This window comes from Marinomonas sp. BSi20584 (assembly GCF_002792415.1).
Taxonomy (GTDB): Bacteria; Pseudomonadota; Gammaproteobacteria; order Pseudomonadales; family Marinomonadaceae; genus Marinomonas; species Marinomonas polaris.
Genome location: NZ_KZ454887.1, coordinates 52,771 through 67,682, shown reverse-complemented (window position 1 = coordinate 67,682; position 14,912 = coordinate 52,771). Strand labels below are relative to the sequence as shown.

Annotated in this window: 14 protein-coding genes; 11 read left to right on the top strand and 3 right to left on the bottom strand. The window is 45.0% G+C overall.

Going from position 1 to position 14,912, the window contains the following annotated elements:
* Nucleotides 1–146 precede the first annotated feature (146 nt).
* Nucleotides 147–1,769: a methyl-accepting chemotaxis protein gene (locus TY87_RS16770; protein WP_100187944.1), complete on the bottom strand. Its 1,623-nt coding sequence runs from the start codon at nt 1,767–1,769 to the stop codon at nt 147–149.
* A 312-nt stretch (nt 1,770–2,081) separates the two neighbouring features.
* Here TY87_RS16770 and TY87_RS16765 point away from each other — a divergent pair, with 312 nt between their 5' ends.
* From TY87_RS16765 to TY87_RS16755, 3 genes are all read left to right on the top strand, one after another.
* Nucleotides 2,082–3,215, top strand: a complete 1,134-nt coding sequence (locus TY87_RS16765) for a methyl-accepting chemotaxis protein (protein ID WP_100187943.1) — start codon at nt 2,082–2,084, stop codon at nt 3,213–3,215.
* A gap of 5 nt (nt 3,216–3,220) precedes the next feature.
* Nucleotides 3,221–4,072: a nitrate- and nitrite sensing domain-containing protein gene (locus TY87_RS16760; protein ID WP_100187942.1), complete on the top strand. Its 852-nt coding sequence runs from the start codon at nt 3,221–3,223 to the stop codon at nt 4,070–4,072.
* Between the two features lie 88 nt (nt 4,073–4,160).
* The gene (locus tag TY87_RS16755) at nt 4,161–4,994 is read left to right on the top strand and encodes an SDR family NAD(P)-dependent oxidoreductase (RefSeq protein ID WP_100187941.1); all 834 of its coding nucleotides are present in this window, start codon (nt 4,161–4,163) and stop codon (nt 4,992–4,994) included.
* A 51-nt stretch (nt 4,995–5,045) separates the two neighbouring features.
* Here TY87_RS16755 and TY87_RS16750 read toward each other — a convergent pair whose 3' ends face one another.
* Both TY87_RS16750 and TY87_RS16745 read right to left on the bottom strand, forming a co-directional pair.
* Nucleotides 5,046–6,050: an alpha/beta hydrolase gene (locus TY87_RS16750; RefSeq protein WP_100187940.1), complete on the bottom strand. Its 1,005-nt coding sequence runs from the start codon at nt 6,048–6,050 to the stop codon at nt 5,046–5,048.
* Nucleotides 6,051–6,068: 18 nt separating this feature from the next.
* Nucleotides 6,069–6,356 carry an HlyU family transcriptional regulator gene (locus tag TY87_RS16745; protein ID WP_012068599.1) on the bottom strand — a complete coding sequence of 96 codons (288 nt, stop codon included), beginning with the start codon at nt 6,354–6,356 and terminating at the stop codon, nt 6,069–6,071.
* A 160-nt stretch (nt 6,357–6,516) separates the two neighbouring features.
* Between TY87_RS16745 and TY87_RS16740 the strand changes: the two genes are divergently transcribed.
* From TY87_RS16740 to TY87_RS16705, 8 genes are all read left to right on the top strand, one after another.
* Nucleotides 6,517–7,506 (top strand): LacI family DNA-binding transcriptional regulator, encoded by a 990-nt coding sequence (locus TY87_RS16740; RefSeq protein ID WP_084122458.1) that lies wholly within the window; start codon nt 6,517–6,519, stop codon nt 7,504–7,506.
* 168 nt (nt 7,507–7,674) lie between these two features.
* Nucleotides 7,675–8,913 (top strand): ABC transporter substrate-binding protein, encoded by a 1,239-nt coding sequence (locus tag TY87_RS16735; protein WP_100187939.1) that lies wholly within the window; start codon nt 7,675–7,677, stop codon nt 8,911–8,913.
* Between the two features lie 96 nt (nt 8,914–9,009).
* Nucleotides 9,010–9,927 (top strand): carbohydrate ABC transporter permease, encoded by a 918-nt coding sequence (locus TY87_RS16730; protein WP_100187938.1) that lies wholly within the window; start codon nt 9,010–9,012, stop codon nt 9,925–9,927.
* 9 nt (nt 9,928–9,936) lie between these two features.
* Nucleotides 9,937–10,830, top strand: coding sequence for a carbohydrate ABC transporter permease (locus TY87_RS16725; protein ID WP_012068603.1), 894 nt, complete (start codon nt 9,937–9,939; stop codon nt 10,828–10,830).
* A 4-nt stretch (nt 10,831–10,834) separates the two neighbouring features.
* Nucleotides 10,835–11,908 carry an ABC transporter ATP-binding protein gene (locus TY87_RS16720; protein ID WP_100187937.1) on the top strand — a complete coding sequence of 358 codons (1,074 nt, stop codon included), beginning with the start codon at nt 10,835–10,837 and terminating at the stop codon, nt 11,906–11,908.
* A gap of 38 nt (nt 11,909–11,946) precedes the next feature.
* Nucleotides 11,947–12,711 (top strand): sugar phosphate isomerase/epimerase family protein, encoded by a 765-nt coding sequence (locus TY87_RS16715; protein ID WP_100187936.1) that lies wholly within the window; start codon nt 11,947–11,949, stop codon nt 12,709–12,711.
* On the top strand, nt 12,708–13,847 hold the full coding sequence (locus tag TY87_RS16710; RefSeq protein WP_100187935.1) for a Gfo/Idh/MocA family protein: 1,140 nt from the start codon (nt 12,708–12,710) through the stop codon (nt 13,845–13,847). The genes TY87_RS16715 and TY87_RS16710 overlap by 4 nt, the downstream gene beginning before the upstream one ends.
* A 9-nt stretch (nt 13,848–13,856) precedes the next feature.
* Nucleotides 13,857–14,912, top strand: coding sequence for a sugar phosphate isomerase/epimerase family protein (locus tag TY87_RS16705; RefSeq protein WP_100187934.1), 1,056 nt, complete (start codon nt 13,857–13,859; stop codon nt 14,910–14,912).

The following is a 14,912-nucleotide window of genomic DNA, read 5'->3' as shown; positions in this document are numbered from 1 at the left end:
TACTAAGATAATTCCTCAAAATGTTATTTAGTGAGGGATTTAACGTTAAAAACCTCTTCATTTTTTATTGGATTACTGTGACTGTATTAGAGAAAAGATAGGTGAATATTTGAATTCACCTATCTTGGTAGCTAGCTAGGGATCGCTCAAGCAAACTGGAATTGTTTGATTTTTTTGCTAAGTTCATCGGTCATTTTGGCAATCATCGTGCTGCCTTCGGACACTTGTTGAGAATCCTCTAGTACCTTTTCAGATACTGCTCGAATACCCATTATGTTGTGGTTGATCTCTTCGGCCACTGTGCCTTGCTGTTCCGCAGCGGAGGCGATTTGATGGCTGCGAGCCGATACGTCGTCTACTTGTGTTAGCATGTTTTTCAAGTTTTCAGCGGCGACATGCATTCTGTCTGCACCGCGTTCAGCTTGTTGAGTGCTGGTAGCCATAGACGTGGAAGCTTCTTTTGATTGATGCTGAAGCTTTTCGATAATCGAGCGGATTTCGACAGTTGATCCTTGAGTGCGGCTTGCCAGTGAGCGAACTTCATCGGCCACGACGGCAAAGCCTCGACCTAGTTCACCAGCTCGTGCCGCTTCAATGGCTGCGTTCAAGGCAAGTAGGTTTGTTTGCTCTGAGATATCTCCAATTACGCCTAAAACAGAGTCGATATCGCCTGTTTGCTCAAGTAGTTTAATAATAACGTCGTTTGCACCTTCTATGTTCTTGGTTAAACTTTGGATGTCTTCGTTAGTGGCGTCTAGGTCTTGGCTACTTTGGCGCGTAATGGTTTGCACCATTTGAGTCGCATCAGCGGTATCTTTGGCATGTTGCGCTACGTCTCGAATGGAGTAAGACATTTCGTTCATGGCGGTAGCAAGCATTTCGACTTCTTGGAATTGGTGATCCATCCCTTGTTTAGTATGTAAGCTATTGCCTTGCATTTGTACGCAAACGGCTTGCAGTTCGGTGATGGCGTGGTCGACTTCTAGCAAGGTGTCGTTTAATGAAACGGATACGTGGTTTGCCGCATTGGCTAAAATACCGATTTCGTCTCCACGTTGCATATCTAATTGCTTAGTAAGATCGCCATCTGAGATATGTTGTAAATGTTCTGTCACTGTTTTAAGTGGTCTTGTGATGTTACGAACAATAGTGACACTTCCGATCAGAGCAATAAGCACTAGAATTAGTTCGATAAACGCAGATTTTTGCACTGCAGCCCAAAATATATCCGTAACACCGCTGTATAGTACGCCACTGCCAATGACCCATCCCCAAGGTTGATAACCTTTTACATAAGACACTTTATCTTCAGGCTGTGAAACTTGTGGGCCCTTGTAGGCATAGTGAACATAGCCTTCCTCTTGTTTTCTCACCACAGATACCATTTCTTGCCAGTGATGAAAGCCATTTATGTCGGTGACATTTGTCATGCTTTTCCCCTCATCTTGCGGCTTAAAGGGATGCATTAGCAGCTTGGCTTGCATGTCGTTCACCCAGAAGTAGCCATCGTCGCCAAAGCGTAGAGCAGATAGCGCAGCCAAAGCAGATTGCTTCGCTTGTTCTTCGCCAATGATAGGTGCTTGGTCGCCATAATATTTTACGAGAGAATAAGCGCTATCGACTTGTTCTTTAACTTGGAGTTGTCGTGCGTTGAGCAATTCGCTGTGCAGTTCGCTATAGGCCATAGCGCTAAAAACGATGAGTAATGTGACTAAGGTGCCAATAAGCCCCCATAGTTTGTAGCTTACCTTGATTGAGCTGAGCTTCATGCGATATCCCTATTAGTATTAATGTTTGTTTTATAAGCAGAGATTATGGGCTGGAGTGGCTGTTAATATTGTGATCAAAATCAAGAAAACAGCACTTAGCATCACTATTTGCTACGATCCAAAGCACGGTGATTTTTTCTTGTTTAGTTAATGCTCATCGAATTCTGTGGCATCATTATTGCTTTAATTTATTTCAGATAAATCAAATCAGCAGGACTCGTTCTTGCTAGGCAAAGGCGCCTGAACCCGCAGCAGTAAATTAGCAGCGGGGTTCAGGCGCCTTTTTTTGTACTGCATTGGAGATACAGGAACATGAAGTGGCTTACTTATCCGGCATTTTTGTTGTTGCACACACTGGGCATCATCGGCATGCTTCGTACTTTATTAGGTCTTTCCATAGTCGGTGGCATCCTCACTTTAGTAGCACCTTCGCGGCTAGCTGAGATGCTGTGGGCCGTATTGGCCTATCTAGCGATTGCCAGCCTGTGGCTTCTATTGCAGGAAATCGGTCAGTTGCAACGCTATTGTGAAGAAACTGTCCTGCAGAGTACCAATGAGCCTTTCAGCGCTATTCAGTGGTTGTTGTTGCAGCCTGTCAGCCGCGGGTTTCAGCAGTGGCTAAACCGCGAGCAACGTCAACAACAGCTGTTACAGCAGCGTCTGGATGAGATATCTCACTCGTCACATGAGCTTGAACAAAGCGCCGCCTTGGTAACTCGTAACGCCGAAGGGCAAAGTGATTCAGCTACCGTAGCGGCAGCAGCGGTAGAAGAGTTAAATGTGAGCATCATGCAGGTGGCTTCACTGGCTGCCGACTCTCGTCAAACCAGCGTTGTGGCCAGCGAGCAGTTGGCTGATGGTATCGAGCAGCTCACCAATCTGGTGCGACAGGTGTCCGAGATGGCGCAGCAAGCTATTACTACCGACGAGTTGATCCGCCAATTGAGCAGCAATTCGCACATCATCAATGAAATGTCCGGTACCATCCGCAGTATCGCCGACCAGACTAACCTGCTCGCTCTTAATGCAGCTATCGAAGCTGCGCGTGCGGGCGAAAGTGGTCGCGGTTTTGCTGTGGTGGCTGATGAAGTACGTCGTCTGGCCATGCATAGTCAGGAGTCTGCTACAGAAATCAGTCGCAATATCGAATTGGTGCAACAGCATATCAAGGAGGCCGCTGTCCAGGTGTCTGATTTGACCGGGTTAGCGCACCGCAGTGCCGAAAATTCAGAAAGGGTGCGGACGTTACTCAATCAAGTTCAGCAGCATACCCAGCAACTAACGGGGCAAGTCGATCAAGTGGCGGTCAGTACCGAACAGCAGGGGCAGGCTGTGGCGGAAATTGCTGAATTGGCCGATCGTGTTCGTCGGGGTAATGCCGATAATTTGCAGGCTGCCGATCAGGCACGCACCATTGCCCACCATCTGGCTCACCTTACAGGATAATTAGTATGAATAATATCCACTATGTATTACCGCTATTGTTCACCATTCTGATGGTATTGGCCTTGTTGTTTTATGGTTTACACTGGCGCTTGCAACAAAAAAAGCGCTTACATATCCAATTGAACATTCGTCAATTGACTTTGCTGCGAGTGCTGATTGCTGAATTTCAGCGTCATCGCGGTCTTAGTAATGCTGTGCTTTGCGGCGACACCAGCATGAGTCAGGATCTTGCCACCACCCGACAGAGCTTGGATCAACATATTCGTGCCGCCCAGGAGTTTGATGGCACGCATCGAAACGCTTGGAACAGTCTGATCGATCACTGGTCGCGCATGCGTGAAGGGCGAAGTAGTGACCGAGCGAATAATCTCATCCAGCATCACCTAATTATCCGTAACAGCATTTTTCTGATGGAAGATGTGGCCAGCGAGATTGATTTGACTAAAGGCCTGCCTGAATTGGGCTACTTGCCCTGTATCTGGCGAGAAGTAATTCAGGCGGCAGAATTGGCGGGTCAGGCACGCGCTTTGGGTACTGGCATGGCCGCAGCCAGACAAAGTAGTGTCGAACAACGGGTAAGAATGCATTTCCTCTATCAGAAAATTGAATTACTGGCAGGCAAGGCTTTTGCTACCTTGCAACATCATGCTATTGAACATCCACAGATGAATGAGTTTCGTCTACAACATTGTGAACAGGTAGTAGCTGATTTTCTAAGTTGTATAAAACAGGAGTTGCTCGGATCGGAGCTCCCTGTGATTGCCGCTAAAACCTATTTCCAGCATGCCACTCAAGCAATAGATGAACTGCTGGCCTTAGTGGATACAGCATTGGGTCAGCTGCATCCGCGAGGCTAAGGAAGATGGAATGTGTCGCCAGTGGAGCCATGATCCATGCATTTTGCTACCATCCAAAGCTTGAAGACTTTTTCCATGAGGAAGCACTATGCAATATTCTATTCTTATCACAGGTTGTTCGACGGGAATTGGACTGGAAGCAGCCAGAATGCTCCAAGATCGTGATTTTCTAGTAGTGGCGAGTTGTCGCAAGCAAGAAGACGTAGCTGTGTTACAAGCCCAAGGCATTAAGCACGTCGTGCAGCTGGATTTAGCGGATTCGGCTTCGATAGAAAAAGGCTTGCAAGAAACATTAGCGATTACCAACGGCCAGCTTTTTGCTTTGTTTAATAATGGCGCCTATGGCCAGCCCGGTGCGGTAGAAGATTTGCCTGTTGATGCGTTAAGAGCTCAGTTTGAGTGTAATTTCTTTGGTACGCACGAGCTGACAACGAAAGTACTGAAAATAATGTTAGCTCAAGATTACGGACGCATCATCAATAACAGCTCTGTGCTTGGCTTAGTTGCTGCTCCGTTCCGCGGTGCTTATAACGCCAGTAAATTTGCTTTGGAAGGCTTAACAGATACCCTGCGTTTGGAATTGTCGGACACGCCTATTAAGGTTTGCTTAATTGAACCTGGTCCGATTGAAAGTCGTTTTCGTGCGAATGCGTTGCTTGCTCTAAAAGACAATATCGACATAGAAAATAGCCGTCACCAAAAAGGCTATGCAGAAGCGATTGCTCGTTTGAGTAAAGAGGGTGTGACGTCATCGCAAACCTTGCCAGCCAGTGCAGTGGTGAAAAAACTGATTCATGCGTTGGAGTCAACTCATCCAAGAGCGCGTTACTATGTGACTATGCCAACGTACGCCGCTGTTGTAATGAAACGAGTATTACCTACTTGTTTATTGGATTGGATAATGCGACGCCAAGGCGCTTAGTTTTTTTAGATCCGCTTGCTGGTTCGGTTATTTAATCTAGCTTTTCTAGCGCTAATCTAGCTTTTCTAGCCATTGAGTCATGGCTGATAAGTAAGCTTCACGAGCAGGTTGGTGAGACAAATACAAGTCATGGAAACCTTGTGGAATACTCGCTTGCGTGAGGTTCGTGAAGGTTTTCTTGGCCGCTTTCTGCATGCTATCGACATCTAACACACCATCGCCTTGTTGTATTTCTTCTACTGTACGCTTACCTATCGTGCTGATTTCTGAATGGCAAATTAGCGTTGGGATAGCAAGACGTTGATTAGCAAGACCGCGCTGTGCAATGATGACTTCTCTTAGCCAATGAAAAGAAAGATCAAAACCCCGTGGGGGTTTCCAATCTAATCGATAATCCCATTCTCCACCAAATACTGTGTGTAGTGATTTTGAGTAAATGTTGATTTTTTTAGCTCGTAAATACGAAAACGGTAGTAAAGACACTAATATTCGAACTGGCCAGCTGACGAAGTTTAATACGGCTGGCGGGAACGGCAGGGCGAGAAATGGACTGTTGAGCATCAGTCCAATCACTTCTGGAAAGGCTTTATTGTAATAGCTTTCGCGTTCGGGCAATGCGTAAGGCTGCGCCAAATAGGTCGATACGACTAGGCCGCCAGTAGAGTGCCCGAGTATGACTACTTGATTCACCCCATCTTCTTTTATGGTGGCCAAGGCAATGTCTAAATCTTGGCCATATTGTTCAAGTGATTCGCACCAATTAGGCGGAGTCGAAGGGCGAATCGAGCGACCGTAGCCTTGTAAATCTAAGGCATAGAAACGATAACCTAAGTCGATAAAGTGTTCTGCTAAACCAGTCTGAAAAAAATAATCCGTGTAACCATGAACGTACAAAATGGCTTTTGTCGCGTCTGGGTTACCGATATGGTGAATGAGTGTGGTGTGGACTTTGGTTTTTGGGCCAGCAAAGGAAAAAGTGCGAGCAAGAAAGTCGACGCCCAATAGATCTTCACATTCGTTTACTTGTTGCCAGTGTTGTCCTATTGGTGCGCTCATTATGTTTTTTCCTTCGTATTAGCCGAAAATATTATCACCTAGCTGATCAATCGTAAGCTTGGCTTTGCGCAATGTTATTTCAATACATTCGTCGCGGTTTGGCATGAGATCAGAACGAATGAATTTGTGTGTTTTTTGTTCTTCACCTTCGCCTTTGGTGATGGTTGCAGCAACGCGATATTGGCCACCATCTTTCATTGGTGCTGGTATAATTGAAAAACCTTTGTGTTCTACGACGTCTTCGGCTTTTTCTGGTGCGCTTTCGCCACCTGCAAATAGCCCTTTAAGGCTAGATAAGATACCCATGAAATTATTCTCCTATGTTTTACGCTATTTTTCGGGGATTTGTTGTATTAGTCAAATGCCGTCGTATTATTTATTTTAATCGGTTACAGAATTACCACAGGATAATCGTCCTGTCGAAGTATAATAAATCTTTAGCGTTTTCTTTTCCTAGGGTATTAGCTTGAAAAAAACAATGAGCACCATTACTCAAGTTGCCACACTTGCAGGCGTTTCTAAAGCCACGGTTTCTCGAGTGTTGAGTGGCACCACGCCAGTCAAAGACGAGACAAAATCTCGGGTGTTGGATGCTATTAATACACTCTCTTATAGCCCTAATCAGGCGGCTCGTTCACTTGCTAGTAACAAAACCTATACCATTGGTTTGGTTGCATCTCGCATTGATACCGCTTACTACGGCCCTGCTGCGAGTGGGGTTGAAAAAGCCTTGCGAGGTGGTGATCGTCATGTGATTATCGCCAGTGGTAACGGATCGTTAGAAGGCGAACGTGAAGCCGTCGATTTTTTGATTAAACGTCAAGTTGATGCCTTGGTTGTACTGACAAACTTTATGTCAGAAGAGGAAATTGCGGTTATTAATAAGCGTTGCCCTGTTTTTGTTTTAAACCAACATTTTCCTGGTGACGACGGTCATAGTATTTCTTTCGATAATTTTGCGGGTGGTGAAATGGCGACCCAATATCTTATTGATAAAGGCCATAAAAAAATTGCGACTGTCACTGGCCCATTATGGAAACATGATGCGTACCAGCGTTATTTAGGCTGCCAAAAAGCGCTACAAAAAGCAGATATTGCCCTGCATTTTCAACTTGAAGGTAACTTTAGTGCGAATTCTGGCATGACTCATATGCAATCTATTTTAGAGCGAGAAGATAAACCAACAGCGATCTTTTTTGCTAATGATATTATGGCGATGGGAGCACTGCATGTATGCGCCGAGCATGGTGTTAAGGTTCCCGAAGATATTGCCATAATAGGTTTTGATGACCTTGATATGTCTAAGTATTATTCCCCAAGTATTACCACCATAAAATTGCCTTTATATGATATGGCTGAAGCCACCGCATATCTGCTTTTAAACAGCGTTTATGGTGCTCATTTCCCTTTAAAAACGACTTTTTTCCCTGAGTTAATTGTTCGTCAATCTGCTTAGTTTGACTTAGTTGCCCTCAAAACAAATAAGTAAAAAGTATTGACGGGGATCTTTTATTGTCTAATATTTGTTCATGAAAGCGGTTTCATTTCAAGTTTTACCATTTTCAGCTCAAGCCTTTCGAGAGAGAGTTTTGAGGACAAAAACCCAATAGAGGATAAAAATAATATGATGGGTAAAAAACTGTTTGCTGCCACAATAGGGGCAGGTTTTATGAGTGCATCGGTGCAAGCAGCTGATGTGGAAGTGATTCATTGGTGGACATCAGGTGGTGAGCAAAAAGCCGTTACTGTGTTAGCTGAAGAATATAACAAACTCGGTAACGATAAATGGGTCGATACGGCTGTTGCATTGGGCGAAAATGCACGATCACTTACTATGCAGCGTATTCTTGGTGGTGATGCACCTGGTGCCGCACAATTCAATACCTCTCGTCAGTTCGAAGAATTGATTGAAGAAGGTCTTCTCCTTGATCTCACTCCGGTTGCGGAAAAAGAAGGCTGGAAGAATTTTATTCGTCCTTCCAGTATTTTAAACCCCTGTATGAAAGACGGCGGCATTTATTGTGTGCCCGTCAATATTCACTCTAATCAATGGCTTTGGACGAATAAGAAAGTCTTTGCTGATGTGGGAGTGAAAGAGCCGCATACATGGGAAGAGTTTTTAACGGTTGCCCCTAAGATCCAAGCGGCAGGCTATATTCCTTTGGCATTTGGTGGACAAGGTTGGCAAGAGCGCCATGTTTTTGATGTGGTGATGATTGGTATGACAGACGAAAAATTCTGGAATAGTGTATGGAAAGATAAGGACCCCAAGGCTGCTAGCAGCGATAAAATGCGCAAGGTATTTGAAACCTTCGGAGCTTTACGTCAGTTTACGGATGCAGGTGCACCTGGTCGAAACTGGAATGATGCCACTAATATGGTTATCACTGGCAAAGCCGCTGCACAAGTAATGGGGGACTGGGCTCGTGGTGAGTTTGCTGCGGCAGGAAAAGTCGCCGAAGTGGATTACGGTTGTATTCCTGGACCCGCAAAACGTCCTTCTCTTACTCTTGGGGGTGATGCATTTATCTTCCCTAAATCCTCTGATAAAAACCTTGAAGCGGCACAAATGAAGTTAGCTTCTATGATGTTGAGTCCAACTATTCAAGCAAAATTTAATAATACTAAAGGCTCCTTGCCTGTGCGCGCGGATGTCGATTTAGATGTAGCCGATGCATGTATGAAAAAAGGTCTCGCTTTGTTGGATGACCCCAAAGCTACTATCACACCTGCAAATAATTACATTACGGAAGATACGAATGGGCAGGTTCAAGATCTAGTTTCTACTTTCTGGAACGAGCCAAGTATGTCTGTCGACAATGCACTTAGCATTTTCAAAGGCATCATCGAAGACGCTGAGTAACCTTCGATAATCAGAATAACCACCAGTTTTCTCTAGTATTTAGTGCTGAAGATGCAGTACTGGCGGTCAATTCTTGTGTTTCAAAAGGAGTTTAAGATGGAAGAGACTATGGCTAATACAGCAAAAGTATCGACCCCGCGACGTACGAAACGAATTCAAATTTCTTCGTTATTAGCAAGTGCGCCCATGGCGATTGTTGCAATTGGCGTATTTGTGGTTTGTGTCGGTTATTCGGTGATGCTTTCGTTCACGAAATCACGCTTGTTTCCAAACTTTAATTGGGTCGGATTAGACCAGTACGAGCGACTATGGGGAACGTCTCGGTGGGTAGTATCAGTCGAAAACTTATTTTTGTACGGGGTGCTATTTATTGCCTTGTGTTTAATCTCGGGCTTTTTTATGGCGGTCTTTCTAGATCAGAAAGTACGTTTTGAAAGTGGTTTTCGCACCTTATTCCTTTATCCCTATGCTATGTCCTTAGTAGTGACTGGTCTGGTCTGGCAATGGATGATGGAACCTTCTCTTGGTCTTCAAAATGTGGTTCAACGCATGGGGTGGGAGTCTTTCGAATTTGCGCCTTTGGTCGATCCACAGTATGCCATTTATGGTGTACTGATCGCTGCCGTGTGGCAATCATCTGGGCTAGTGATGGCCTTGATGCTGGCTGGATTACGCGGTATCGATGGCGAAATTTGGAAAGCGGCTCGTGTGGACGGGATTCCCACTTGGAAAACTTACCTCTTTATTGTTCTTCCGATGATGCGACCTGTGATGATTACCTCTGTGGTGTTGCTTGCTGTGGGCGTGGTGCGGGTTTATGACCTTATTGTCGCGCAAACCGGTGGCGGCCCAGGTATGTCGACTGAAATGCCTGCGAAGTTTGTTATTGATCATATTACGGCGCGAGGCAATGTGGGCTTAGGGATGGCAGCGGCGACCATGATGTTGCTTCCAGTACTCTTGGTCATTGGTCCTTGGATTTATCGCGAATATGTTCGTCCAGCGAAACATTAGGAGTCGATCATGGAACAGATTCAATTAACTGGCCCACATGGGCCAAAGCCAAAGAAGACAACCGTCTCACGATTTGGTGTTTATGCATTTTTGTTTAGTGCGGCGATTTTCTTTTGTATCCCCTTGTATGTGATGTTGATTACTTCGCTGAAGGGAATGCCTGAGATCCGCCTTGGGGAGCTTTTCTCTTTGCCAGCAGATCCTAGTTTTGCCGCATGGGTCAAAGCGTGGGGTGAGGCCTGCTCTGGGGTGGAGTGTAATGGCATACAAACGGGTTTCTGGAACTCGGTAAAGATTACGATTCCAAGTGTGGCGATATCTATCATCCTCGGTTCGATCAATGGTTATGCTTTGTCATTCTGGCGCTTCAAGGGATCTAATTTGCTGTTTGGTCTACTACTGTTCGGGGCCTTTGTGCCTTTTCAAGTAGTGATCTTTCCGCTGATTATTTTCCTTCGTGAAGTAGGGCTTTATGGTTCTTTGACGGGGATTATTTTGATTCACACCATTTTTGGTATGCCAATCATGACCTTGTTATTCCGTAACTATTTTTCATCGTTACCGGATGAATTGTTTAAAGCAGCACGAGTGGATGGTGCGAATTTTTGGCAGATTTTTTTTCAAATCATGATGCCGCTATCTATTCCTGTAACGGTTGTCGCGGTGATTTTACAGACCACGGGAATTTGGAATGATTACTTATTGGGGCTGATTTTTGCCGGTCGAGAGAACCTGCCAATGACAGTGCAATTAAACAATATTGTGGCCACGACATTTGGCGTACGTGAATACAACGTGAATATGGCGGCGACGATTCTTACAGCGTTAGTACCGCTGGCTATTTATTTGTTGTCTGGCAAATATTTTGTGCGTGGCATAGCGGCTGGCGCGGTGAAGGGGTAAGGCGATGAACAGTATATCTATTAAAGAGTTGGATCTTAAGTATCAAGACGCGCATGTTTTGAAGCAGCTTAATCTTGATATTAAAAAGGGCGAGTTTTTGGTTCTGCTTGGGTCATCTGGCTGCGGTAAATCTACTTTGCTCAATTGTATTGCTGGCTTGTTGGATATCTCCGCTGGGCAGATTTGGATTAACGATCGTAACGTGACTTGGGAAGAGCCTAAAGATCGTGGAATCGGCATGGTTTTTCAGTCTTATGCTTTGTACCCACAGATGACAGTGGAAAAGAATTTGTCTTTTGGCTTAAAGGTGAAAGGCATGGCAAAAGATGAGATTCGTGAACGAGTGGATCGTGCGGCGAAAATTCTGCAGATCGAGCCATTATTAGATCGTAAACCATCAGAACTGTCTGGTGGTCAGCGCCAACGGGTGGCGATAGGTCGAGCGTTAGTGCGAGATGTGGAGGTTTTCTTATTCGATGAGCCTTTGTCTAATTTGGATGCTAAGTTGCGAGCGGATTTGCGGGTAGAAATAAAACGCCTGCATCAAAAGCTTAAAAATACCATGGTGTATGTGACTCACGATCAGGTAGAAGCGCTTACTTTGGCAGATCGAATTGCCATCATGAAAGACGGCGAAATCCAGCAGCTTAGTTCTCCAGCGGATATTTACCATAAGCCGTGTAATCTTTTTGTCGCGCAATTTATTGGTTCGCCGAGTATGAACCTTTTAGAAGGCCGTATTGTTGGTGAAAACTTTGTTTATCATGATTATCGCGTCAATTTAATGGGCTACGAATTTATCAATCAAGGGGATCATGATACGTCTGCTTACTTAGGAATTCGGCCAGAACATTTGGCTCTTGAACCTCGTGATGGTTATGTGAAATTGGCATCAGTCAGTATCGATATTATTGAACCAATGGGCGATGAAACCATTGTTTGGTTTGATTTTATGGGCCGTAAATGGTCAGTAAAAGTTCATGGAGATCATCAGCTTAGATGGGATGAGGAAGTCGATATTTATCTTGATCCCAAAAAAGCTCATCTCTTTTCGAAGCAAAGCGAAGTGCGGCTTTAAGCCAACAGTCCTGGCAATAAAAATAAAAAGGAAACGATATGAACGAATTTTCATTTCAGCTTTATAGTGCCCGTAATACTAAATCTCTCGATGAGGTTTTTGCTCTTTTACACCAAGCTGGTTATCAGCAAGTGGAAGGCTATGGTGGTTTGTATGGTCAATTGGATGAATTAAAAAGCTTATTAGAAAAACATCAATTAACTATGCCAACTGGGCATTTTGATTTAACCATGTTGGAAAACAATATTCAGCAGGCTTTGTATATCGCTAAAACCCTGAATATGCACACCATTATTTGTCCTTATATTTTGCCAGATCAACGTCCTGACAATGCGCAAGGTTGGTTTGAGTTGGGACAGCGGCTAGAAGCCATTAGAGAAAAAACCATCAATGCTGGTTTTGAATTTGGTTGGCATAACCACAACTTTGAATTTGAGGCTTTAGCCGATGGTTCTTTGCCCATGACGCAGATTCTAGAAGGCGGCCCGAATATTAAATGGGAGATGGATGTGTCTTGGGTGGTCAAAGGCGGACAAGACCCGATTGAATGGCTAACTAAGTATCGTGACCGTATTTGTGGTGTGCATTTAAAAGATATTGCTTCTGAAGGGGAATGCCAAGATGAAGACGGTTGGGCTGACTTTACTTATGGTGTCTTGCCTTGGCGTGAATGGTGGCCTGTTGTGCGTTCAACACCAGCTAGTGCTTTTGTAATGGAGCATGATAATCCGAATGATTTATCTCGTTTCGCTAATCGTGCGTTAACAGGAGCAAAAGCCTTACTAAAAGGAGCGACAGTATGAAAACCATTTTGAAGGTTGGGCTGATTGGCTGCGGCAATATTTCGGACAGTTATTTTTCTTTAGCTCCGCAATTCTGTGGTTTTAAGATTGTAGCTTGTGCTGATTTAAACGCTGAGTTAGCAGCAACGAAGGCGCAAAAGTACGGTGTTGAAGCACGTAGTGTTGAAGCATTATTGGCTTCTCAAGATATTGATATTATTGTTAATTTGACGATTCCTGCTGCGCATTATGCAGTGAGCATGAAGGCACTTGAAGCAGGTAAGCATGTTTATTCAGAAAAACCTTTGGTTTTGAGTCTTGAAGAAGGCTTAAAAATGAAAGCGCTTTCACTAGAGAAGGGGCTAAAGGTAGGTAGTGCACCAGATACTTTTATGGGGGGATCTCATCAATTTGCTCGACACTTATTGGATCAAGGTGAAATAGGTGAGGTGTATTCAGGTACGTGTCATGTAATGAGTGCTGGAATGGAGAGCTGGCACCCTAATCCGGACTTTTTCTTTAAGGCTGGCGGCGGTCCGATTCTTGATTTGGGACCATATTACATTGCTAACTTGATTCAACTATTAGGACCTGTGGAGTCTGTGATTGCCAAAACATCGATTCCACGTAAGCAACGTAAAATCACCAGTCAGCCAAGATCTGGCGATATGATAGACGTAGAAACGCCAACCACTATTCATGCCATTTTGAGCTTTAAAAATGGAGCCATGATTACGCTGGGCGCAAGTTGGGATGTGCAAGCGCATCAACATTCCAGTATGGAGCTGTACGGCAGTAAAGGCTCTATGTATCTGCCTGATCCTAACTATTTCGGTGGCAAAGTTTCTCTTATTCAAGAAGGTCGTGAAACACCGCTAAAAATGTGGGATCACCCGTTTGGTGTGACAAATCAAATCCATGGCGAGCTAGCAAAAGCCAATTATCGTACTGCGGGTTTAGCAGAAATGGTCATGGCAATACATATGGAACGAGACCACATGTGTTCTCTTGATAGAGCCTTGCATGGGGTGGAAGTGATGACGGCAATTTTGGCGTCAGGAGAGAGTGGACAATCCATCAAAATGACTACCCATTGTGATCGTCCTCGCGCACTTGACCCAGAGGCCGCTAAAGCCTTGCTTGCAGCCTGTTTTTAGGAGGACATTATGAAGACGATACAAGGACCAGCGATTTTCCTTGCCCAGTTTGTGGGCGATGAAGCACCTTTCAATAGTTTCGACGGGATTTGTGGTTGGGTTGCCTCATTGGGTTACAAAGGCGTGCAAGTTCCCACTTGGGATAAGCGCTTGATGGATCTCGAGCGCGCCGCAAATAGCCAAGACTATTGTGACGAGCTAATTGCTACGGCGGCAAAGCATGGCGTGGTGATATCGGAATTATCCACGCATTTACAAGGTCAGCTGGTGGCGGTGCATCCAGCTTATAACGAGGCGTTTGATGGCTTTGCCGATCCGAGCGTAAGAGGTAATCCGGATGCTCGCCAAGCGTGGGCAGTGGAACAATTGAAAATGGCCGCCAAGGCGTCAAAACGTCTTGGTCTAAATGCTCATGCGACCTTTTCCGGCGCATTAGCATGGCCGTATTTTTACCCTTGGCCACAGCGCCCAGCGGGCTTAGTTGAAGAAGCGTTTTCAGAGCTGGGCAGACGTTGGAAGCCTATTCTAGAGGCATTTGATGAGGCTGGCGTGGATCTTTGTTATGAAATTCATCCCGGTGAAGACCTTCATGACGGCGTGACCTTTGAGCGCTTTCTTGATGAAGTTGATCATCATCAACGGGCGAACATTCTTTATGATCCGAGCCACTTCGTGTTACAGCATTTGGACTATCTGGCCTTTATCGATCACTACCATGACCGCATCAAGATGTTCCATGTGAAAGACGCGGAACTGAATTTGAATGGTAAATGTGGTGTTTATGGTGGTTTCCAAAATTGGGTAGATCGTCCTGGGCGTTTTCGTTCTATCGGCGATGGACAGGTGGATTTTAAAGGCATTTTCTCCAAGCTCACCGCCTATGATTTTGCAGGCTGGGCGGTATTGGAATGGGAATGTTGTTTGAAACACCCTGAAGATGGGGCTCGCGAGGGCGCGCAACATATTCAAGACTTTATTATCCGAGTGACCGATAAAGCCTTTGATGATTTTGCTGACAGCGGGGTGGATGCACTGGCGAATCGTCGTATGTTGGGGTTGGAGTAA

Bases quoted from the DNA above. Each gene is read 5' to 3' on its own strand.
- TY87_RS16760 (WP_100187942.1), top strand. From the start codon at position 3,221: ATGAATAATATCCACTATGTATTACCGCTATTGTTCACCATTCTGATG.
- TY87_RS16750 (WP_100187940.1), bottom strand. From the start codon at position 6,050: ATGAGCGCACCAATAGGACAACACTGGCAACAAGTAAACGAATGTGAA.
- TY87_RS16710 (WP_100187935.1), top strand. From the start codon at position 12,708: ATGAAAACCATTTTGAAGGTTGGGCTGATTGGCTGCGGCAATATTTCG.
- TY87_RS16705 (WP_100187934.1), top strand. From the start codon at position 13,857: ATGAAGACGATACAAGGACCAGCGATTTTCCTTGCCCAGTTTGTGGGC.
- TY87_RS16770 (WP_100187944.1), bottom strand. From the start codon at position 1,769: ATGAAGCTCAGCTCAATCAAGGTAAGCTACAAACTATGGGGGCTTATT.
- TY87_RS16715 (WP_100187936.1), top strand. From the start codon at position 11,947: ATGAACGAATTTTCATTTCAGCTTTATAGTGCCCGTAATACTAAATCT.
- TY87_RS16755 (WP_100187941.1), top strand. From the start codon at position 4,161: ATGCAATATTCTATTCTTATCACAGGTTGTTCGACGGGAATTGGACTG.
- TY87_RS16725 (WP_012068603.1), top strand. From the start codon at position 9,937: ATGGAACAGATTCAATTAACTGGCCCACATGGGCCAAAGCCAAAGAAG.
- TY87_RS16745 (WP_012068599.1), bottom strand. From the start codon at position 6,356: ATGGGTATCTTATCTAGCCTTAAAGGGCTATTTGCAGGTGGCGAAAGC.
- TY87_RS16735 (WP_100187939.1), top strand. From the start codon at position 7,675: ATGATGGGTAAAAAACTGTTTGCTGCCACAATAGGGGCAGGTTTTATG.
- TY87_RS16720 (WP_100187937.1), top strand. From the start codon at position 10,835: ATGAACAGTATATCTATTAAAGAGTTGGATCTTAAGTATCAAGACGCG.
- TY87_RS16765 (WP_100187943.1), top strand. From the start codon at position 2,082: ATGAAGTGGCTTACTTATCCGGCATTTTTGTTGTTGCACACACTGGGC.
- TY87_RS16730 (WP_100187938.1), top strand. From the start codon at position 9,010: ATGGAAGAGACTATGGCTAATACAGCAAAAGTATCGACCCCGCGACGT.